Source organism: Pelagibacterium halotolerans (genome assembly GCF_044811015.1).
Classification (GTDB): Bacteria; Pseudomonadota; Alphaproteobacteria; order Rhizobiales; family Devosiaceae; genus Pelagibacterium; species Pelagibacterium halotolerans_A.
In genome coordinates this window covers 3,077,204-3,097,127 of the sequence record NZ_CP085243.1, presented here as the reverse complement: position 1 = coordinate 3,097,127, position 19,924 = coordinate 3,077,204, and the positions used below count along the sequence as shown (strand labels likewise).

Annotated in this window: 17 protein-coding genes and 1 tRNA gene; 10 read left to right on the top strand and 8 right to left on the bottom strand. The window is 63.1% G+C overall.

The window, feature by feature from the left end; all coding sequences use genetic code 11:
- Positions 1–226: 226 nt before the first annotated feature.
- A tRNA-Met gene (locus LG281_RS14970) sits at positions 227–303 on the bottom strand.
- 238 nt (positions 304–541) lie between these two features.
- On the opposite strand from LG281_RS14970, the gene LG281_RS14965 reads away from it, so the two are divergent.
- The 6 genes from LG281_RS14965 (at position 542) to LG281_RS14940 (ending at position 6,991) form a co-directional block, all read left to right on the top strand.
- Positions 542–1,576 (top strand): aldo/keto reductase, encoded by a 1,035-nt coding sequence (locus tag LG281_RS14965; RefSeq protein WP_404402058.1) that lies wholly within the window; start codon positions 542–544, stop codon positions 1,574–1,576.
- Between the two features lie 603 nt (positions 1,577–2,179).
- Positions 2,180–2,818, top strand: a complete 639-nt coding sequence (locus LG281_RS14960) for a TetR/AcrR family transcriptional regulator (protein ID WP_404402056.1) — start codon at positions 2,180–2,182, stop codon at positions 2,816–2,818.
- Positions 2,815–3,885, top strand: coding sequence for an HlyD family secretion protein (locus LG281_RS14955; protein ID WP_404402054.1), 1,071 nt, complete (start codon positions 2,815–2,817; stop codon positions 3,883–3,885). Before LG281_RS14960 ends, LG281_RS14955 begins: the two co-directional genes overlap by 4 nt.
- Before the next feature lie 3 nt (positions 3,886–3,888).
- A complete protein-coding gene (locus tag LG281_RS14950; protein ID WP_404402052.1) occupies positions 3,889–4,806 on the top strand; it encodes an ABC transporter ATP-binding protein in 918 nt (305 codons plus the stop codon).
- Positions 4,807–5,090: 284 nt separating this feature from the next.
- Entirely contained in the window at positions 5,091–6,215 is a 1,125-nt protein-coding gene (locus LG281_RS14945; protein WP_404402050.1) for an ABC transporter permease, read from the top strand.
- 125 nt (positions 6,216–6,340) lie between these two features.
- Positions 6,341–6,991: a GntR family transcriptional regulator gene (locus LG281_RS14940; RefSeq protein WP_404406768.1), complete on the top strand. Its 651-nt coding sequence runs from the start codon at positions 6,341–6,343 to the stop codon at positions 6,989–6,991.
- Between the two features lie 36 nt (positions 6,992–7,027).
- Here LG281_RS14940 and cydX read toward each other — a convergent pair whose 3' ends face one another.
- Genes cydX through LG281_RS14925 form a run of 3 tightly spaced genes read right to left on the bottom strand, consistent with a single transcriptional unit; the run spans position 7,028 to position 9,889 of the window.
- Positions 7,028–7,132, bottom strand: coding sequence for a cytochrome bd-I oxidase subunit CydX (gene cydX / locus LG281_RS14935; protein WP_404402048.1), 105 nt, complete (start codon positions 7,130–7,132; stop codon positions 7,028–7,030).
- Positions 7,133–7,144: 12 nt separating this feature from the next.
- Positions 7,145–8,293 (bottom strand): cytochrome d ubiquinol oxidase subunit II, encoded by a 1,149-nt coding sequence (cydB, locus tag LG281_RS14930; protein WP_404402046.1) that lies wholly within the window; start codon positions 8,291–8,293, stop codon positions 7,145–7,147.
- A gap of 12 nt (positions 8,294–8,305) precedes the next feature.
- Positions 8,306–9,889, bottom strand: coding sequence for a cytochrome ubiquinol oxidase subunit I (locus LG281_RS14925; protein WP_404402044.1), 1,584 nt, complete (start codon positions 9,887–9,889; stop codon positions 8,306–8,308).
- 337 nt (positions 9,890–10,226) lie between these two features.
- Between LG281_RS14925 and cydD the strand changes: the two genes are divergently transcribed.
- From cydD to LG281_RS14905, 4 genes are all read left to right on the top strand, one after another.
- On the top strand, positions 10,227–11,987 hold the full coding sequence (cydD, locus tag LG281_RS14920; protein ID WP_404402042.1) for a thiol reductant ABC exporter subunit CydD: 1,761 nt from the start codon (positions 10,227–10,229) through the stop codon (positions 11,985–11,987).
- Positions 11,984–13,642, top strand: a complete 1,659-nt coding sequence (gene cydC, locus LG281_RS14915; protein ID WP_404402040.1) for a thiol reductant ABC exporter subunit CydC — start codon at positions 11,984–11,986, stop codon at positions 13,640–13,642. The genes cydD and cydC overlap by 4 nt, the downstream gene beginning before the upstream one ends.
- Positions 13,643–13,712: 70 nt before the next feature.
- Complete coding sequence (hemN, locus tag LG281_RS14910; RefSeq protein ID WP_404402038.1) at positions 13,713–15,062, top strand: oxygen-independent coproporphyrinogen III oxidase; 1,350 nt, start codon at positions 13,713–13,715, stop codon at positions 15,060–15,062.
- Between the two features lie 180 nt (positions 15,063–15,242).
- Positions 15,243–16,184 (top strand): hypothetical protein, encoded by a 942-nt coding sequence (locus tag LG281_RS14905; protein ID WP_404402036.1) that lies wholly within the window; start codon positions 15,243–15,245, stop codon positions 16,182–16,184.
- A gap of 56 nt (positions 16,185–16,240) precedes the next feature.
- Here LG281_RS14905 and LG281_RS14900 read toward each other — a convergent pair whose 3' ends face one another.
- From LG281_RS14900 to LG281_RS14885, 4 genes are all read right to left on the bottom strand, one after another.
- Positions 16,241–17,245, bottom strand: a complete 1,005-nt coding sequence (locus tag LG281_RS14900; RefSeq protein WP_404402034.1) for an AraC family transcriptional regulator — start codon at positions 17,243–17,245, stop codon at positions 16,241–16,243.
- Positions 17,246–17,477: 232 nt separating this feature from the next.
- Entirely contained in the window at positions 17,478–18,407 is a 930-nt protein-coding gene (locus LG281_RS14895; RefSeq protein WP_404402032.1) for a 2-hydroxyacid dehydrogenase, read from the bottom strand.
- A gap of 65 nt (positions 18,408–18,472) precedes the next feature.
- Positions 18,473–19,171 (bottom strand): SDR family NAD(P)-dependent oxidoreductase, encoded by a 699-nt coding sequence (locus LG281_RS14890; RefSeq protein ID WP_404402030.1) that lies wholly within the window; start codon positions 19,169–19,171, stop codon positions 18,473–18,475.
- The gene (locus LG281_RS14885) at positions 19,168–19,833 is read right to left on the bottom strand and encodes an NADPH-dependent F420 reductase (RefSeq protein ID WP_404402028.1); all 666 of its coding nucleotides are present in this window, start codon (positions 19,831–19,833) and stop codon (positions 19,168–19,170) included. Before LG281_RS14885 ends, LG281_RS14890 begins: the two co-directional genes overlap by 4 nt.
- Positions 19,834–19,924 lie beyond the last annotated feature (91 nt).

Here is a 19,924-nt window from a genome sequence, read left to right as displayed (position 1 = left end):
AGGCAGAAAGGACTCAGACTCGAAATCCTGATGTTCCGAGGGTTTGAGCAGACTCGCCTCGAGGCCAGTGACGACATCCACGCGTTGATCGGCCAGATCGTCGTCTCACCTGGCGCGGCCGGCAAAGTCGACCTCTGGCTGGAGGGCGACCTGGCGGGAATTCTCAGCCTGGCCTCGGGCACAAAAAAGCCCGCTCATCCAGAGGATGAACGGGTGCTTTTATCGATGGTTGCGGGGGCAGGATTTGAACCTGCGACCTTCAGGTTATGAGCCTGACGAGCTACCGGGCTGCTCCACCCCGCGCCAAATCTGTCGTTGAATTGCAGCTCTGTGTGCCGCTCAGACGCCGCCTATATAGGGGTGCAAATGCGATTTGGGAACCCCCTTGAAGCCCTTTGACGACATTTTTTTGACAGCCATTGAAACCTGGCGGTGCAATGGAGCGATTGCGCTGGGCCGGTTCAGGTTGTAAGTCTGGTTCTGGCCGCAACGGCCCTCCCCTCGCCCTGCTCCGGGCAAAAAATACTCAAGAGGCTTCGTTATGGAATTTCGCGAGCTTGGCCGCACCGGCATTTCCGTGAGTCGCATCTGCCTAGGCACGATGACCTGGGGAGAGCAGAATACCGAAGCCGAAGCCCACGCGCAGATCGATTACGCGCTTGAAAGAGGCGTCAATTTCCTCGACACCGCCGAACTCTATTCCACGCCACCACGCGCCGAAACCCAGGGCCGGACCGAGGAATTTATCGGCAACTGGCTGCAAAAATCCGGCCGGCGCGCCGATGTCGTGATCGCCAGCAAAATCACCGGTCCCGGCAATCAATGGATCCGTGGCGGACGCCCGATCGACGGCAAGGAAGTCGTCGCCGCGCTCGAGGCCAATCTTAAACGCCTCAAGACCGATTATATTGACGTCTACCAGCTCCATTGGCCCAATCGCCGGCACTATAATTTCAACCGTTCATGGGGCTTTGACCCCTTCTGTCAGGGCCGCGAAGGCGTTCGCGAGAACATGCTTGAGACGCTCGAAGCGCTGGACGCCCAAGTCAAGGCCGGCAAGATCCGCGCCGTCGGCGTCTCGAACGAAACGAGCTGGGGTCTGATGGAATTCCTGCGTCTGGCCGAGGCCAACGGCCTGTCTCGCATCGCCTCGATTCAGAACGAATATAATCTCCTGCGCCGGCATTTCGATCTCGATCTGGCCGAAATCGCTTACTTCGAAGAGATCGCGCTCCTCGCCTACTCCCCGCTCGGGGGCGGCGTTTTGAGCGGTAAATACCTCGACGGCCAAGTCCCCAAGGGCAGCCGGGGCGACATTGGCGATGTCTGGCGCTATAGCGCGTATTCCGAACCGGCAATCCGCGCCTATGTCGAGCTTGCACGAGAGCACAGCCTCGATCCCTCTCAGATGGCGCTCGCCTACTGCCTGACCAAACCGTTCATGACCTCTGTCATCATCGGTGCGACGACGATGGCGCAGCTTGACACCGATATCGGCGCAGCGGATCTGACGCTCTCAGACGCGGTTCTTGAGGGAATCGAGAAAATTCACCGGCTTTACCCAAGGACGGTCTGACGCGCTTCTTATAGACACGCCTGTTCGTCCGACAGCCCTCCGGCTTCGGGTTTTGCGAAGGCAGGCGGTATGCGGCGAGACGTGGCCTCATACTGTGTAGATATATAAATGCGAGGCACGCCTCGCCGCATACATCCGGGATTTTCGGCTTATGGGTACCCCGCCGGGGACGATCCCCTCCCTCTTTCGAGGGTATGGCGCGCTGAACTGACCGGGCGTCCCGGGGTCGTGTCGCCTTGGCGCGAGTGAGCACCCTTTGGGCCTCCGCTGGAGCGACCTCCATCGGACCCGAACCGGCCTGGCGGACACACCCGGAGCGCCGCGGGACCAAATGAGACCTCGGCCCGGCCCCACGCTTCCCGTCTCTCCAGCTCTGCCCTCACCGGAAGCTCGTATGCATCCTCGCCCTTGGTGCGGCCGTGAGAGGAAGTATGGCAGAGGTTTTGAGGGCGGGGATAAGATTGCGGCAAGTGCTTTGGCTTAAAGCCGAATATCCCGCCCCTAAGCTCTCTCCGGCGCAATTCGCGCCATGCTTCATTCATCTGGACAATCTCATCAATATCACCTATAAATAACTGACCAGTCAGTAATTAAAAGAGTACAATGTCTAATCCCCCCAAATTCAAGCGCCGCAAGGAAGCCCGGCCCGACGAAATCGTCGAAGCCGCGCTCGAAGTGTTCGCGCGTCGCGGTTACGCGGCTGCCCGGCTCGATGACATCGCCGCGCGGGCGGGGGTCTCCAAGGGCACGCTCTATCTCTATTTCGAGAACAAGGAAGCCCTGTTCGAGGCCGTCGTCAGCCAGTCCTTTGCACCCAATATTGAAAGGGTTCGCGCCGTCATTGCGCAGGCAGAGGGCCGCATCGGGGTGCTCTTGCCCATGCTCCCGCCGGTTCTTGCGCAGATCATGCGTTCCGTGCCCGTCGCCGCCATCGTCAAGATGGTGATCGGGGAAAGCCAGAATTTTCCCAATATCGCCCGATCCTGGTACGAGGTCATGGTCAACCCCGTCGTGGGACTGGTCACCCAGACCATCGCAGATGCGCAGGCACGCGGCGAAATCCGTCCCGGTGACCCACGAAATTACGCCATCCAGTTCGTTGGCCCGATCTTCATGTCGTTTATCTGGAACACGACCATGGTGCCGGTGGGCGCCGAACCCTTCGACATCGAGAGCCTCACCCGTCAGCACGTCGATACCATCCTGCGCGGCGTTCTCCTCGATCCGGAGATCCGGCCATGAGACACGTGCTCCGCCCCGTCATCGCCGTTCTCGTCCTCGGTGGGCTCGCCTATTTCGGATACTGGTATGTCACCCGGCCCGCCGAGCCGGTGGTCCTCAATGGCTATATCGAAGGCAACATGCTCTACCTCGCCGCACCCATCTCCGGTCCGCTCCGCGACCTTGCGGTTGCCGCGGGAGACAGGGTGGATGCGGGCGATGCGCTTTTTGCGCTCGATGAGAGCATCATCGACGCCCAGGCCGCTCAAGCCCAGGCTGCCGTCGATGCCGCGCAAGCCCAGCTCGACGATGCACGGGAGGGCCAGCGTCCCGCCGAACTCGCCGTACTGTCCGCCCGCCGCGACGGCGCACAAGCCACGTATGACGAAGCCCAGACCGAACTCCAGCGCGTGCGCGAACTCGTCGAACGCGGAACGATGGCACAGGCCCGGCTCGATCAGGCGCAGGCCGCCGCCGATACAGCCAACGCGGCACTTGCGCAGATCAGCCGGGAACTCGAAGCCGCCCAGCTCGGTGCCCGCCGGGGCCAGATCGCCGCCGCCGAAGCGAACGTGACGCAGGCCCAAGCCGCACGCGCGGAAGTCGAGGCCCGGCGCGCGCAGTTGCGTCCAGAGGCCCCTGCCGCCGGCCGCATCGACGACGTCTATTTCCAGACCGGCGAATGGGTCTCGGCAAACCAGCCCGTCATCGCGCTTTTACCCGACAATGCCGTTCATATCCGGTTCTTCGTGCCCGAGCCCACCCTGCCGCTCTACGCTCCGGGTACCGAGGTGACCTTCACCTGCGACGGCTGCCGGGAACCGATGACGGCCACCATCACATCCGTCAGCGCCGAGCCCGAATTCACCCCGCCGGTGATCTACAGCCGCGATAGCCGTGGCAAGCTGGTCTTCGCGGTCGAAGCAGCGCCCGAACACCCCTCCGGCCTTGCGCCGGGCCAGCCCGTAGACGTTCTGGCGCTGGGACAAACCATAGAACGGCAGGAGCACGCCGATAGCCATTGGGACCCGCTGTCCTGGCTTGAGAGTTTGATCCCTCCCGAACCCAGTGCGCCCGAGGAGCAGTGAGCCATGGCCGACGCCATCGTGGTCAAGGACCTCAACAAGAGCTTCGGCGACAAGCACGTGGTCCGGGACGTCTCGCTGACCGTCGCCGAGGGCAAGGTCACCGGCTTTCTCGGTCCCAATGGCTCGGGCAAGACCACGACCATGCGCATGTTGTGCGGGCTTTTGACGCCAGATAGCGGCGAAGGATCCTGTTTCGGGCTCGATATCGTCAGGGATTCGCGCCGGATCAAACGTCTGACCGGCTATATGACGCAGAAATTCTCGCTCTATGAGGACATGACCATCGAGGAGAATTTGATGTTCGTCGCACGCGTCTATGGCATGAGCGACCGCCGCAAGCGCGTCACCGAGGCGCTGGTCAAGCTCGGCCTCGAAGCGCGCCGCCGGCAGGTTGCCGGTGCGCTTTCGGGCGGCTGGAAACAGCGCCTCGCGCTGGCCGCCGCGACGCTGCACGAACCGCGCCTGTTGCTCCTTGACGAACCCACCGCAGGCGTCGATCCCAAGGCCCGCCGCGAGTTCTGGGACGAAATCCATGCTCTCGCCGCGGAGGGCCTGACCGTCATGGTCTCGACCCATTATATGGACGAGGCCGAGCGCTGCCACGACATCGCCTATATCGCCTATGGCGAACTGATCGCGCGCGGCACGGTGGACGAACTCGTCGAGCATTCGGGACTTTCGACCTATGTCGGCGAAGGCGCGGGCGCCGACAGGCTGGTGCCCGAGTTGACGGGCAAGCCCGGCGTCGAGATGGTCGCGCCCTTCGGCTCGTCGATCCATGTGAGCGGACCGGACGCCGACGCGCTCAAGACCGCGATCGCGCCGTTCGAGAAAGCGCCCTACACCTGGCACCCGGATCGCCCGACCATCGAGGACGTATTCATCCATTTGATGAACCGCTCGGAGGACAATTTCCGATGATCTGTGGCCTGCATTTCGTTGGCACGGCCCTTCGGGTCTCACACTCCTTGTGCCCTGCGCCGCTTCAAAATGGCGATCAGGGCAGGAAGAGAGCGCAGTGCGATGCGGGACATCGTGCAAGCTCTCTGACGCCCCCTGTCGCCATTTTCAAGCGGCCCTCCGGGTCGGATTTTGGCGGCCGCCTCCGGGCACGGAGCGAAAACCCGTATGGACAATACGCTTTTTCGCTCCGCACCCGTATGCGACTCGCCAAAATCCGACGCAGGGTACAAGGAGTGTGAGAAATGCAGGCCAGCACGCGCATCACCGCGATCATGATCAAGGAGTTCATCCAATTGACGCGGGACCGGCTGACCTACGCCATGATCCTCGGCGTACCGATCATGCAATTGCTGCTCTTCGGCTTCGCGATCAATACCGATCCGCGCGACTTGCCCGCCGTCCTGCTCGACCTCGACAATTCTGCCTATTCGCGCTCGGTCGCTGCCGCGATCCGCAACACGGGCTATTTCACCTTCACCGAGGAAGCCAGCGGCCCTGCGGACATCGACGAGGCGATAGAAACCGGCACGGCCCAATTCGCTATCACCATCCCGGCCGATTTCTCCCGCCGCGTCGTGCGGGACGACAATCCGCAAATCCTTGTCGAAGCGGACGCGTCGGACCCCACAACCGTCGGCAGCGCGCTGGCGGCCCTCTCCAACCTGCCCGCTCAAGCGCTCGCGCATGATCTCTCCGGCCCGACCGCCCGCGCCCCGGCGGTTCCGCCCTTCGAAATGGTCATCCACCGGCGCTACAACCCCGAGGCGATCACCGCGTACAATATCGTGCCAGGTCTGTTAGGTATCGTCCTCACCATGACCCTCGTCATGATGACCGCGCTGGCTTTGACCCGCGAGCGCGAGCGCGGGACGATGGAAACCCTGCTCTCGACCCCGGTCGAACCCATCGAGGTGATGATCGGCAAGCTCGCGCCCTATGTGGGGATTGGCGCCATCCAGACGGTCATCATCCTCATTCTGGCCCGGCTGATTTTCGGCGTTCCACTCTCGGGCGGCTGGGATGCGCTGACGCTTGGGGTCCTGATGTTCATCATAGGCTCGCTGGCGCTGGGGTTCCTCTTTTCCACCGTCGCGAAAAGCCAGCTCCAGGCCATGCAGATGTCCGTCTTTTACATCCTGCCCTCGATCCTGCTCTCGGGCTTCATGTTCCCCTTCCGGGGCATGCCCGAATGGGCGCAGGTGCTCGGCACCGCGATTCCGGTGACCCACTTCCTGCGCGTCGTGCGCGGCTCGCTTTTGAAGGGCGTGGGGATAGCGGAGGCCTGGCCGAGCCTTCTCGCGCTTGCGATCTTCGTGGTCGTCGTCACCGCCGCGGCGATGAGCCGCTACCGCACCACGCTCGATTAAACTTGATTAATTGCGCGCCACGGCATAGCCGTTGGTTAGGGTCTGGACCCTAATTATGCGCCGGTGTTAAAGGAGACGCCTTGACCGCTGAGGTTTCCGCCCGCAAGGGCACAACGGTAGACGAAATGGTCCGTGCAATCGCCGAGGCAATCGTCAACGGCGAGTGGTCGCCCGGTACCCGCCTCGACGAGCACGGGCTTGCCGCGCGGTTTGAGGTTTCGCGCACGCCTGTCCGCGAGGCGCTGAGTCAACTCGCCGCCATGGGGCTGGTCGAACGCCGGCCCAATCGCGGCGCCGTCGTCGCGAGCCTCGAGGACGACCGGCTCCTCTCCATGTTCGAAGCCATGGGAGAGCTCGAGGCCACCTGCGCCCGCTTGTCTGCCGAGCGCATGACCGTCACCGAGCGCGCCCGGCTCGAGGAGGCTCACCTCGCCTCCGCGGTCCATGTGCGTTTGGGCGCCGTCGCGGCCTATGAAGCCTATAACGCGCGCTTCCACGACCGCATCTGCGAAGGTGCGCATAACGGCTATCTTACGGAAATGGCGATGCTCACGCGCGCCCGGCTCGCGCCCTTCCGGCGCGCGCTGTTTGCACACCCTGAGCGGCTGGCGCAATCCTACGAAGAACACGACGCCATCGTCACGGCTATCCTGCGCGGCGACGCATCGGCTGCCGAAACCGCCATGCGGGAGCATCTTGCGGTCTTCGACCGGCACCCCGGCATGGTGCAACGGTCCGCCGACACGACGCATATGACGTCGCGTCCCCTCGCATAGGAAAACGGCGCCGGAGGGGTCCGGCGCCGCGTTTGCTCAACGCTTCTCGCGTTTGTCCTCGCGCAATTCGAACCATAAGGCGTTCAGAATGGCGAAGCTGCATGCCAGCCCCACGCCCAATATCCAAGACATATACCACATCGGCCGATCTCCTCAGTAGGCGTTGGGGTTTTTCGAAAGGCTCTCGCCGCTGACGGGCCCGCTCATCACCTTATAGACCCAACTCGTGTAGGCGATGATGATCGGCATGAAGAACACCGTGGCGACGAGCATGATGAACAGCGTCAGATGGCTCGAGGACGCATCCCAAACCGTAAGGCTCGCATCCGGGTTGTAGGAGGACGGCAACAGGAACGGGAACATCGAGAGCCCTGCCGTCGCCACGATCCCGGCAATCCCGATGGCCGAAGCGAGGATCGCGACGACGTCGCGCCCCAGCCGTAGCCCGATCACCGCCAACGCCATCCCGGCAAAGCCGAGAACCGGCGCCGCTATGGTCCAGGGATGCACGCTGTAATTGGCGAGCCACACTCCGGTCTGCCGCGTCACCTCCTTGGCGAGCGGATTCGATCCGGCATCGGTCACCACCTGTGAGGTGATAACGTACCCCTCCAGCCCGAAGGCGACCCAGACCCCGGCAAGCGCAAAGAGGACGATTGCGGCAATGCCCGACCACTGCCCGTACCGCGCGGCGCGCTCGGCGATATCGCCATTGGTCCGCTTGGCGATGACGGACGCCCCCAGCGTCACGACCATCGCAAGGCTGACAAGCCCAGCAACAAGCGCGAACGGCATCAGGAGGCCGAAGAAATTGCCCAGATAGGAAGGCCGCAAGGTTCTATCGAGGTCGAACGGTGCCCCCAACAGCGCGTTCCCCACTGCAACCCCGAGGATGAGCGCGGGCACAAAGCCGCCGATAAAGAGCGACCAGTCCCACACCGCCCGCCAGCGATGATCCGCGATCTTGCCGCGAAACTTGAAGCCCACGGGCCTGAGGATCAGCGCGAGAAGGATGACGATCATCGCAAGGTAGAATCCCGAGAATGAGACCGCATAGAGCGGTGGGAACGCCGCGAAGATCGCACCGCCCCCGAGGATGAGCCACACCTGATTGCCTTCCCAGGTCGGGCCCATCAGATTGATGAGGACGCGCCGCTCCTCGTCGGTCCGGGCGACGGCAGGCAGGAGCGTGCCGATCCCCAGATCCATGCCGCCCATAATGGCAAAGCCGATCAGGAGCACGCCGAGCAACGCCCACCAGATGAGGCGCAGGCTCTCATAGTCTATGGGAATGAAGTCCATTGTCCTTGCTCCTTATTCTGCGGGCGCCAGGCGCGTGTCCCGGCCGTTCCCGTTTCTCTCGGGTTCTCCGGTCAGAAGCGCGCCATAGTCCTTGGGTCCAGCCTTGATCGCCTTGATCATCAGGATGACCATAATGATCGCGAGCACGGTGTAGAGCGTCACATAGAAGGTGAGGCTCAGAACGAGGTCGGTCACAGTGAGGCCTGATGCCGCGTAGAAGGTCGGCAGCACGCCCTCGATGGCCCAGGGCTGTCGTCCGTATTCGGCGATCACCCACCCGGCCTCCGCCGCGAGCCAGGGCAGCGGCAGCACCGCGACCCCCGCAATGAGGAACCATCTATGCTTCAAAAGCGTCCCCCGCGATGCCTTCCAGAAGGCGAAGCCGAAGAATGCGATGAAGAAGAAGCCGATGCCGACCATCAGCCGGAAAGTCCAAAAGAGCGGCCAGACATCGGGCACGGTATCCTGCGCCGCCATGGCGATCTGCGCGTCCGTCGCGTTTTCGATATCGTCGCGATACCGCTTGAGCAGGAGCGCATAGCCGAGCGTGTCCCAGCTTTCCACGATAGTCCGGCGTGCCTCCACGTCGTCGGGTTTCTCCTGCAGCGCCGCGAGCGCCGTATATGCGCCGATCCCCTCGCGGATACGATCCTCCGCGCGCGAAACGAGCTCCTCGATCCCCGGCAGTTCGGTATCGAACGAACGCGTCGTGATGATACCCAGCACCCACGGAATCTTGATCGAGAACGTCTCGTCATTGCCCGTCGGGAACGACACAAGGCTCAGCCCCGCCGGTGCAGGCTCGGTCTCGTACATCGCCTCGATGGCCGCGATCTTCATTTTCTGATGCTCGGTCGCGACATAGCCGCTCTCGTCACCCAGCACCACAACCGAAAGCGCCGAGGCCAGGCCGAAGCTCGCTGCGACCACCATGGAGCGCTTGGCCAGTTCGAGATGCTTGCCTTGTAGCGCAAAGAGCGCCGAGATGCCGAAAACGAATACCGCGCCGGTGACATAGCCGGCGCTTACGGTATGCACGAATTTCGCCTGCGCCACGGGGTTGAACATCACCGCCATGAAGTCAGTGATCTCCATCCGCATGGTATCGGGGTTGAACACCGCGCCGACCGGATACTGCATCCAGCCATTGGCGATCAGGATCCAAAGCGCGGAAAAGTTGGCTCCCAGCGCGACGAGCCAGGTGATGATGAGGTGCCCGACCTTGGACAGGCGGTTCCAGCCGAAAAAGAAGAGCCCGATGAATGTGGCCTCGAGGAAGAAGGCCATCAGCCCCTCTATTGCGAGCGGCGCGCCAAAAACGTCGCCCACGTAGTGACTGTAGTATGACCAGTTCATACCGAACTGGAATTCCATGACGATGCCGGTCGCCACGCCCATGGCAAAGTTGATGCCGAAAAGCGTGCCCCAGAAGAGCGTCATCTTGCGCCAGATTTCTCGCCCCGACATCACATAGGTGCTCTCCATGATGGCCATCATGAAGGAAAGACCGAGTGTGAGGGGGACGAACAGGAAGTGGTAGAGAGCCGTAGCTGCAAATTGCAGGCGCGACAGATCTACGACGAGTTGATCGATCATGAGAACTTGCCCCTGTATCTATGGCGGGCATTATGGCCCGCCAAACCGGGGTGGTAAACGCGCCTTCGGGCAAGAGCATTGATTTGAATCAACACGATAGGATGCCGGAGACGCGCGCGCCACCGCGGTTACTCCGCCATCTTAGAACCAGAGTCGTCACACCCGGAAGACGTGCAGGTGTCGCGCGGCATGGTGCCACGGGGGACTTGATCCAGGTCAAAGAACGGCCCCAAATAGTCCGCTATTCGATATCAGGCTGCACTAGCGTCCAAGCAGCTTGCCCCTCTGCCTCCCCCTCTCTCCTTCGGGCGGAGGGGCATCCAGAAAAAGGACCCCTATGCCGGAGGTTCAGTACAATAAAGGCGAACGCTCACAACTGCGTCGGCTGACGGAACTGCGCGCCAGGGGTGGGGCGCAAATAACCCTCGCCATCGTCATACCGCTGATCTCCGGCACCCTTTTGGTGCTCCAGGCCGCACTCCTCGCCAACGTGCTGGGCCAAGCGATCCAAAAGGGAATGCAGCTTTCCACCCTCTGGCCAATGATTCTCGGCATTGCCGGTCTCATCGCCTTGCGCGCCATTCTCGGCGTTGCGGGTGAGCAAGCCGGTCAGCTTGGCGCGGAAAAGATCAAACTTTCGCTCCGCCGTGAGCTCTTTGGCCAAATCCTGGACCGTCGCCGCGCAATGGGCCTTGCCCCGGCGTCAGGCGCTGTCACCGCAGCACTCGTTGACCAGACCGAAACGCTCGAACCCTTTTTCGCGCGCTATCTTCCTGCCATGGTGAGCGCGGCCATCCTGCCCGTCGCCTTCGCCGTGGTCGTTTTTCCCGTCGATTGGGTCGCCGGTCTCCTGTTTCTCGTCACGGCACCGCTGATCCCCCTGTTTATGGCGCTCGCGGGGTGGGGCGCGCAGGCGGCGACTGACAGGCAGGCCAAGGCCCTTGCCGAACTCTCCGCCCATTTCGCCGACCGCCTGCGCGGTCTTTTGACACTTAAGCTCTTCGGGCAGTCGGATGCCGCCATCGCCGCCGTCTACGACGCCAGCGAAGCGCTCCGCCAACGCACCAATGCAGTTCTGCGCATCGCCTTCTTGTCTTCCGCCATTCTCGAATTCTTCGCAGCCCTTGGCGTGGCGGGCGTTGCGCTTTACGTAGGCCTCACCTTTTTGGGTTTCATCCCCATACACCCCGAACTGACACTGACCGGCGGCCTGTTCGCTCTCATTATGGCCCCCGAAGTCTACAATCCCCTGCGCCAGCTCGCCGCCCACTACCACGACCGCGCCGCCGCCAGATCCGCACTCGCCGAGATCGAAACACAGATCGCGCAGATCGAAACGCCAGCAATACGCGCCGCCGAAGACCCCACATCCCTCGCAGCCGGCCCTATAGCGCTCGACATCGGGACGCTCACGATAAAAACCGAGACCGGTCGCCCGATCCTCGAAGGGCTCGATCTCTCGCTTGCTGCCGGCGCCCACCTCGCCATTATGGGCCCGAGCGGCATCGGCAAATCCACCCTCGCCCGCGCAATCACGCGCCTGCTCGACCATGAGGGCACGATAACGCTCGACGGCACACCGCTTGCAGCGATCGATGAATCCGCGCTGCGTAAACGCGTCGTCTTCATCACCCAAAAACCACGCATCTTTTTCGGGACTATCGCCGAGAACATCGCCTTCGCCGCCCCTGACGCGCCGTCCGCCGCGATCCGCCTCGCAGCCGAACGGGCCTGCGTCGCTGAATTCACCGACGCGTTGCCCGGCGGTCTCGACACGCGCGTAGGCGAGGGCGGCGAAGGCCTCTCGGGTGGTCAGATCCAGCGCATTGCGCTTGCCCGCCTGTTCCTGACCGACCCTGGCCTTGTCATCCTCGATGAACCCACCGCTCACCTCGACGCAGAAACCGAAGCCCGTGTGCTCGACGAAATCTTCGCCTTCGCTCGAGGCCGCACCCTGATCGTTCTCACTCACGCCCGAGCCATCGCCAGCCGCGCGGACAAAGTGATGACGCTGGCTGGCGGAAAACTGCTGCCGACCGCGGTCAAGCGAACCGCCCCAAACGGTTCGGCAAGACACGACGGCAGGGAGGGTGCATGAGATCCCTCTTCTTCTTCGCCCCGCTCCTGCGCCCCCACGTGAAGCGCTTCGCGCTCGCGTTGCTGCTCGCCCTCGTCACTCTCGTTGCGGGAACCGCCCTGCTTGGCGTCTCCGGCTGGTTCCTCACCGCCACCGCGCTCGCCGGCGCCGTCTCGTTCAACCTCTTCGCGCCGTCCGCCACCGTGCGTGGGCTCTCCTTCATCCGCATCCTCGCGCGTTATTTCGAAAAGCTCGTCGGCCACAACGCAACCCTCAAACTCCTCTCCACGATCCGACAATGGCTTTTCGGCGCCCTCTTCCCGCGCTTGCCCCTGCCGGACCGCTCGCTGCGCCATGGCGACCTCGTCTCGCGACTCACCGCCGACGTCGACGCGCTCGACGAAATCGTCCTCCTCGCCATCGGTCCGCTGATTGCCGCGCTCGTTCTCGGCGGCGCGATGACGGCGATCCTCTTTGCACTGCTCCCGGAGGCTGGCTGGATCTACCTCTCCAGCCTCCTTGCCGCAGCCATTGCCCTGCCGGCCCTGCTCATCGGCGTGACGCGCGGAACCGGCGCCGCGCTCGTTGAAGCCGCAGCAAGCCTGCGCGCACACGTTCTCGACGCCATCGCGGGGCAAGACGATATCGTTCTTTTCGGCCGCAAGGACCACACCGCCATCCGCTTCGCCGAAGCAGGCGAAACCCTGAGCCGCCTGCGCCGCCGCCAGGCCTTCGCGACATCGCTCGCCGCCGCTGCCGTCACTGCGCTCACCGGCCTCGCTTTCCTCGCCACGCTCTATTTCGGCCTCTCCGCGTTCCAAGCCGGAACCCTCTCGGGTCCAATCCTCGCGGGGCTCGTTTTCGGCGTCATGGGCAGCTTCGAGGCCACCAACGCCATCATTCGCTCTGTCGGCAAACTCGGCGAGGCTTCCGCATCCGCCGAACGCCTCCACGCCATCGCAACCCTGCCCTCCGCCATTCGGGAGCCCTTGCGCCCCGTCGCGCTTCCCGAAGGCACCGGCATTGCGTTCGAAGGCGTTAGCTTCGCCTATCCGGACGGCGAAACCGTCCTCGATGGCATAGACCTCACCATCGCCCCGGGAGAGCACATCGCCATCGGTGGCCCGAGCGGCGCGGGCAAATCCACGCTTCTTGCCCTGCTCCTGCGGCTCCGCGACCCGCAACACGGCCGCATCGCCATCGCCGGCGCGGATATCCGCGACGTCGGCCTCGCCGACCTCCACGCGCGTGTTGCCCTTCTGAGCCAGGATAGCCCCGTCTTCTTCGATACGGTCCGCAACAACCTCTCGCTCGCCCGCCCCGAGGCGACCGACGCCGAGCTCTTCGCCGCGCTCAAAACTGCGAGACTCGACGATACGATCCGCGCGCTCCCCAGAGGACTCGACACCGTGATCGGCGAAACCGGAACAACGCTGTCGACGGGCCAGCTCCGCCGCCTCTGCCTTGCCCGCACGCTTCTCGCTCCCGCGGCAATCGTCGCGCTTGACGAGCCCACCGCCGGCCTCGACCGAGAAACCGAACTGGCCTTCCTCAACGATTTGCCCCAGGCTCTCGCGAACCGCACGGTCATTCTTGTGACCCATGCCGCCCTGCCACCCGAGCTCGCCCTGCGCACGCTCACCCTCGCGCACGGCAAGCTCGAAGCGACTGTTTGATCTCGATCAAAGTCCCGCTTCATCGCTCGTGAGAAACGGTGCACACGATCTCACAGGGACGATTCCGCCGATGCAGGACGCCATCGTTGCCGCGTATGCCAAGCCGGTACCGCGCTACACGAGCTATCCCACCGCACCGCATTTCCATGACGGCATCGGCCCGGACACCTACGGCCGATGGCTTGACGCCAACAACGATACGGCAACCCGCGTCTCACTCTATCTGCATATCCCCTATTGCGACCGTCTATGCTGGTTCTGCGGCTGCCACACCAAACAGGTCCGCCAGTACGCCCCGATTGCCAGCTATCTCGAAGCGCTCTTCGCCGAAATCGACCTCGTCGCGGCACGACTCGCGAACACCACGATAAGCGCGGTCCATTTCGGCGGTGGCTCGCCCACCATGCTTCGCCCGGACGACATGCTGCGTCTCGACGCGCATCTGCGCGCCGGCTTCACCTTCGCCGGCGACGCCGAAATCAGCGTCGAAATCGATCCAAACGACATGGATGAAAGCCGGCTCGACGCGCTTTCGGCCATCGGCATGACCCGAGCCAGCCTCGGCGTGCAGGATTTCGACCCCCGTGTGCAAATGGCCATCAACCGCATCCAAACCTTCGAGCAGACCCGCGAGGTCATCGACGGCCTGCGGGCGCGGGGCGTTGCATCGGTCAATCTCGACATGCTCTACGGCCTGCCCCACCAGACTGCACGCTCGGTCCTCGGAACCGCAAAGCAAGTGCTGTCCCTCGCCCCCGACCGCGTCGCGCTCTTCGGCTATGCACACGTGCCCTGGATGAAAACGCACCAGAAGATGATCGACGAAAAGGCACTGCCCGACGCCAGGGGACGCTTCGACCAGGCCCAGCTCGCCGCTCAGACGCTTTTGTCCGGCGGCCTTGAAGCGGTCGGCATGGACCATTTCGCGCAGCCACGAGACAGCCTCGCCATCGCCGCGCGCACCGGCACGCTCAGACGCAACTTCCAGGGCTACACGACCGACGCCGCCGACATCCTCGTGGGCCTCGGCGCATCCTCCATCGGCCAGTTTCCCCAGGGAATTGTCCAGAACCAAGTCCCCACCGCCGACTATGCCCGCGCCGTGACCTCCGGTGCCTTCGCGACCGCGCGCGGCATCGAACTCACCGATACCGACAGGATGAACGCCTACGTCATCGAACGCATCATGTGCGATTTCGCCGTCTCGCGCGCGGACCTCACAAAAAAGTTCGGTCCCGCGGCCTCAAGCGTCTTCAACCGCGCCGACGCCTTCCTCGCCACACACAAGGACGGCCTGTTCGAGGCCGCCGGCGGCCACTACGTCGTCACCCCGCGCGGCAAGCGCTTCGTGCGCCACTTCGCGGCGGTTTTCGATGAATATCTCAACGAGGGCGCCGCTCGGCATTCCACCGCTGTCTAGCCCGGACTTCGCTGGCGCGGACCTTCGGGTCTCACTTGCAAAAACCGGTTCCCATCCCGGATCGGATTCGGGACAGGCCTTTTCGCATCCCACTCCAGCAGTCATTGCATCTGTCGATATGATCGCGTAAATATGAGTGCCCCTCTCATGTAATCTCCGAACGCGCCGCATCACCGCTCCATGGCCGCCCCCCAACCGCACGCGCAAACCGCCCTCATCCTCGACGCCCCGGACCCGCACGCCTGGGCGCAGACCCATTTCTCAGGTCTCTTCCCCTATCATTTCCAGGCGCCACCCGAGACAAAGCACACGCTCGTGACGCTGCCCGACCTGCTTGCCGACGACGCGGCGATCCTGCGCACCTTCCACGCCCGGCTCGTCGAAAACCGTGCCCCGCCCCCCGCCGCGGCAACCTATATGGCCGCGTGGTTCCCCGGGCGCGCCACGGGTGCGCTGGCCTATAGCCTCATCGGTGCGGATGCAGGGTTCCTCATCACGCCCGAGGCGGCGCAGTGGTATCTCCACCCCGGCGGCTGGCCCGACCGGTTCGAGCTGGCCGGCCCCGTCAAAGCCGTCGTCGCGCCGGATCACCCGTGGGCCGCGCAGAAGAATGTCGAAATCGTCCCCTCGCGTCAGGAACGGCTGACCCGCGTCATGGACGCCGCCATCGCCACCATGACCCCACTTATCGAGACGCTCGGCACGCTCTCGCGCGCCAGGCCCAAAAGTCTCTGGCCCGAAGTCGCAGACGGCATCGCCAGCGCACTTGCCTATCAGGAGCACATCGCGATCACCGAAGACCGCCTTGAGACACTCCGCGCCCTCTGCGCCCTTCCCGGCCTGCCGTGGAAGCGCCAACCGTACATCGAAAAACTGAAGACCAGTTTCGGCGCTGCCTGTGCGGTCCACAAATCCGGCTGCTGCCTCGCCTATACCGAGCCCTACGCGAACGTCTCCGAAGCCGATCTGCTTCCCAGCCAGCGCGACTACAAAGACACATTCCCCGAACCCGCCTGCGCACCCCGCTACTGCGACACCTGCCGCTTCCGCACACGCGACGACAGCATCGCCCGCCAACTCTGGTGGCGTGAACGGGACCACGCGAACGCACAGGTGTCATAGGGCCTGCTGCCAGGGGGAGAACCCAACCGAGAATCCGGCGGTTGGACTCTGACGTTTCAGCCCCTGCACCGGGCCGCGGTTTCGGAGGGCAGCTCGCCATATGCCTCGCGATAGACCGCCGAAAAGCGCCCCAGATGCGTGAAGCCCCATCGATACGCAATTTCCGCGATGCTCGAGGAATTGTCCGGCATCGCGAGTTCGTCGCGCGCGGCGTCAAGCCGAATGCTGCGCAAATATGCCATCGGCGTGGTATCCTTGAACGTCCGGAAACCCACCTCGAGCGCGCGGACGCTGACTCCGGCGTCCTCGGCGATCTGGGCTGAGGTCAAAGGCTCGGCAATGTTGGCATGCATGAAATCGATCGCGCGTTTGACATGGCGGGGCGCGGCCGGCGAAGGCGACCTCTGGAGGCTTTCAAAGAACTGATGCGGTCCCGCTTGAATGAGCAGGCGCAAAAGTGCCTGGGACAGCGACTTGATCGCGATCGGCGCGTCCAATAACAAACCGTTCTCCAGTCCTGTGGCCAGCGCATTCGTCACGCTCACCAATGTCCTGCCGGGGGCGGAGACAAGGTTGAGGGTCGGCTCGAATTCGATCGGACCGCAGGGAGCGTACCCGCTGATCGCCATGAACTCCTCATCGAGCATATAGGTGGGAATATTCAGCGCGAGAGCCTCGTAGCCCGTCGCTCTCCACATCTGCAATCGGTGCGGCCTCCCGAAGTCGAACAAGATCGCCTGTTCCCTAGAGGTCATGACCGTCGTGTCGCCAACCGTCAACGCCGCCTGTCCCGACAGCGGAACGTGGATGTGCAGCCCCTCGCCCGAACCAATCTGATCGATTTCGATATCCGATGCGTGAACGCCGTAAGCAACGCGCAAATCTTGCACACTGGCGACACGCAAAGCCCACGATACCGGCTGGCCCGAAGGTAACCGCACACGCGTAGGTGCCATGTCACGACTGAAAAATGCGCTCCACTCATCCTCGGTCTGGAATTCGTGGGTAGGGTAGTTCTGTAGACGACCGCGACCCAATTGCGTCCCCAATTTCGGTGCCATCTGATACGGACATCTGTCAGCCGATAATACTGACACATGTCAAGCACTGCTCGGGAATGGAAGCTCTTCTTATTTCGCATTGATGTTAATATGCACCACCGACACTCTGAGGCTGGCTGGTCGCCTTGCGTTTAATCGCATCTGTCCGGGTCGTCGATATGCCCCGAACCTTCTATGACTTTCTGCTAGACCCCAGGGCCCATCATCAATTGTAGATAGGGGTTAAGAGGCCCTAACGCCGGATGGTGACGCCGAACCGGTTGGCGAGTGCATCGACCATCGCATCGCCCATGGCCTGCCGCGTTTCGACCGTCGCCGATCCGATATGCGGCGCGAGGACAACGCGCGGGTCGGTTCGGAGCGCTTCGGGGACATGGGGCTCGGTTTCGAAAACGTCGAGCGCAGCACCAGCGATGCGGTTTCTCGCCAAAGCGGCGATCAGTGCCTTCTCGTCGATGATGGGGCCGCGTGCGACGTTGACCACATAGCCGTCCGGGCCCAGTGCATCGAGCACATCGGCATCGATCAAGTGTACCGTCTCGGGCATAAGCGGGCAGGTCACGACCAGCATGTCGGATGCGGCAGCGAGGTCACGAACGCTCGCGTGATAGGGATAATCGACAGGCTTGGGCCGTGGTCCCGAATAGGCGGTCTTTGCCCCGATGCAGTCGAGGCGCTTTGCGACCGCCGCGCCGATATGACCAAGCCCGACGATCCCCACGGTCATTGCGCCGAGCGAATGGGTGAGCGGCATGTCACCCTCCGGCCAGCGTCCGTCCCGGACGTGCAGGTGCCCATTCATCATGTTGCGGGTGACGTTCAACGCCAGCGCGAGGGTCAGGTTAGCCACCTCGTCGGCGAGGATGTGCGACGTGTTCGCAATCGGGATACCGCGTTCGTGGGCATAATCGGTGTCGATATTTTCGATACCCGCGCTGTAGCTCGATATGAGTTCGAGATTGGGCAACCGGTCGATGAGCTCCCGGGTGATCGGTGTCTTGAGCACTGCGATGCCACGGATCTCGGCGCCGATCTTGTCGAGCAGCGCGTCGGCTTCATCCGCATCCTCGGGCAGGACATGAACGTCGAATGCCGCGTTGAGGTCGTCAACGTGCCGCTGGGCAACGTTTGCCGCCAGCAGGATCGCGATCTTGCCGCTCATGATCTTTCCTCCATTTCGTCTATGCCCGACAGGCCCTTATCGCAGGGTTTTCGCGCCGAGGAAACTCACCAGGCAAGCGATTTGCCATCTCGGAAGAAGCCTCCCGAGGGCCCGTCGGCGGGTAGCGTTGCGGCCCAGACAATGCCTTCGGCGCCCTGTTCCACGCTGCGCGTGGCGCTGTGCCCTCCAAGCTCGGTGCGGACCCAGCCGGGGCAGACGGCGTTGACCTTGATGTCGCCATTGGCACGATTGAAAGCGACGCGGGTTATGGCGTTGAGCGCAGTCTTGGAGACGCGGTAGGGGATCGAACCGCCCCCCATGTCGGTCAGCGCGCCCATGCCCGAGGAGACGTTGACGATGCGGCCGTAGCCGTTGGCGCTCATTATGGGCAATGCGCGCTGGATCATGCGCCAGGCGCTCATGGCATTGTTGTCGATGGCTTCGAGGATGATATCCGCAGATGGGCCGTCGGGGCGGTCGCGTTCGGCGTTGTATAGACGACCGGCATTGTTGACGAGGATATCGAGCCTGCCGTGGGTATCGTCGAGCCAGTGGAAGAACGCCGCGACCGATGCGTCGTCCGAAGGATCGAGCATATGGCCTTCGATATTGGGATGGTTCAGTGTGGCGAGCGCGCCGGCGATCTGTTCCTGCCGGCGCGCAGTGAGAACGACGTGGACGCCGACATGCGCGAGCTGGCGGCAGGTCTCAAGGCCAATGCCCTGCGCGGCTCCGGTGACGACGGCGATGCGGTTATCTGTCATGGCGTAGGTTCCTTTACGACGATCTTGTAGTTGAAGGCCGTCGTGCCGATCCGGTGCCAAAGCCGCAACCAGAACGGCATGGCCATCTCGGTGCCCCGTGCGGCAGTGATATCGCCCAGATCGATAATGCTGCGCCAGCCGAACGATTCGAGCAGGCGTCGAACTTCTGCCTTGGCACCGTCATCGTTCCCGCTGATGAAGATGTCGTGATCCCCGCTCACCAGCGAGGGGTCGGCCATCACCGCGCAATTGACGGTATTGAGCGCCTTGACCACTTTAGCGTCCGGCAGGGCGGCTTGAAGTTGCTCGCCGACAGATGTTGTGTTGCTCAGTGCGGGATCAAGAACCGGCAGGCCATCGGGCACGGGGACCAACGGGTTGGTCACGTCGATAACGACCTTGCCAGCGAGGGCCTCGGGGCCTGCCAGGTTGGCTGCGTCGAGCGTCGCTGTGCCAGGGACCGCGATAATGACCATCTCGCCAAATCTCGCCGCGTCGGCGAAGCTCCCGTGGCTGGCGTTGGCGCCGTTCGTCTCCGCCCAGGCTATGGTTTTGGGATGGCCCTTTTCACGCGCGGCTATCATCACCTCATGGCCGAGCCCGGCCAGCCGGGTTGCGAGTGCATTGCCGACCATGCCCGTTCCCAGAACGCCGATTTTCATTGTTGTGTCCTCCAGGTGGGGCGGCGCGGGACGCGCCGTTAGAGGAACACATCGGGTCACAGGTGAGCGATTGCAATGGGTTGGTCAAATT

Bases quoted from the DNA above. Each gene is read 5' to 3' on its own strand.
- LG281_RS14965 (WP_404402058.1), top strand. From the start codon at position 542: ATGGAATTTCGCGAGCTTGGCCGCACCGGCATTTCCGTGAGTCGCATC.
- LG281_RS14960 (WP_404402056.1), top strand. From the start codon at position 2,180: ATGTCTAATCCCCCCAAATTCAAGCGCCGCAAGGAAGCCCGGCCCGAC.
- LG281_RS14955 (WP_404402054.1), top strand. From the start codon at position 2,815: ATGAGACACGTGCTCCGCCCCGTCATCGCCGTTCTCGTCCTCGGTGGG.
- LG281_RS14950 (WP_404402052.1), top strand. From the start codon at position 3,889: ATGGCCGACGCCATCGTGGTCAAGGACCTCAACAAGAGCTTCGGCGAC.
- LG281_RS14945 (WP_404402050.1), top strand. From the start codon at position 5,091: ATGCAGGCCAGCACGCGCATCACCGCGATCATGATCAAGGAGTTCATC.
- LG281_RS14940 (WP_404406768.1), top strand. From the start codon at position 6,341: ATGGTCCGTGCAATCGCCGAGGCAATCGTCAACGGCGAGTGGTCGCCC.
- cydX (WP_404402048.1), bottom strand. From the start codon at position 7,132: ATGTGGTATATGTCTTGGATATTGGGCGTGGGGCTGGCATGCAGCTTC.
- cydB (WP_404402046.1), bottom strand. From the start codon at position 8,293: ATGGACTTCATTCCCATAGACTATGAGAGCCTGCGCCTCATCTGGTGG.
- LG281_RS14925 (WP_404402044.1), bottom strand. From the start codon at position 9,889: ATGATCGATCAACTCGTCGTAGATCTGTCGCGCCTGCAATTTGCAGCT.
- cydD (WP_404402042.1), top strand. From the start codon at position 10,227: ATGCCGGAGGTTCAGTACAATAAAGGCGAACGCTCACAACTGCGTCGG.
- cydC (WP_404402040.1), top strand. From the start codon at position 11,984: ATGAGATCCCTCTTCTTCTTCGCCCCGCTCCTGCGCCCCCACGTGAAG.
- hemN (WP_404402038.1), top strand. From the start codon at position 13,713: ATGCAGGACGCCATCGTTGCCGCGTATGCCAAGCCGGTACCGCGCTAC.
- LG281_RS14905 (WP_404402036.1), top strand. From the start codon at position 15,243: ATGGCCGCCCCCCAACCGCACGCGCAAACCGCCCTCATCCTCGACGCC.
- LG281_RS14900 (WP_404402034.1), bottom strand. From the start codon at position 17,245: ATGGCACCGAAATTGGGGACGCAATTGGGTCGCGGTCGTCTACAGAAC.
- LG281_RS14895 (WP_404402032.1), bottom strand. From the start codon at position 18,407: ATGAGCGGCAAGATCGCGATCCTGCTGGCGGCAAACGTTGCCCAGCGG.
- LG281_RS14890 (WP_404402030.1), bottom strand. From the start codon at position 19,171: ATGACAGATAACCGCATCGCCGTCGTCACCGGAGCCGCGCAGGGCATT.
- LG281_RS14885 (WP_404402028.1), bottom strand. From the start codon at position 19,833: ATGAAAATCGGCGTTCTGGGAACGGGCATGGTCGGCAATGCACTCGCA.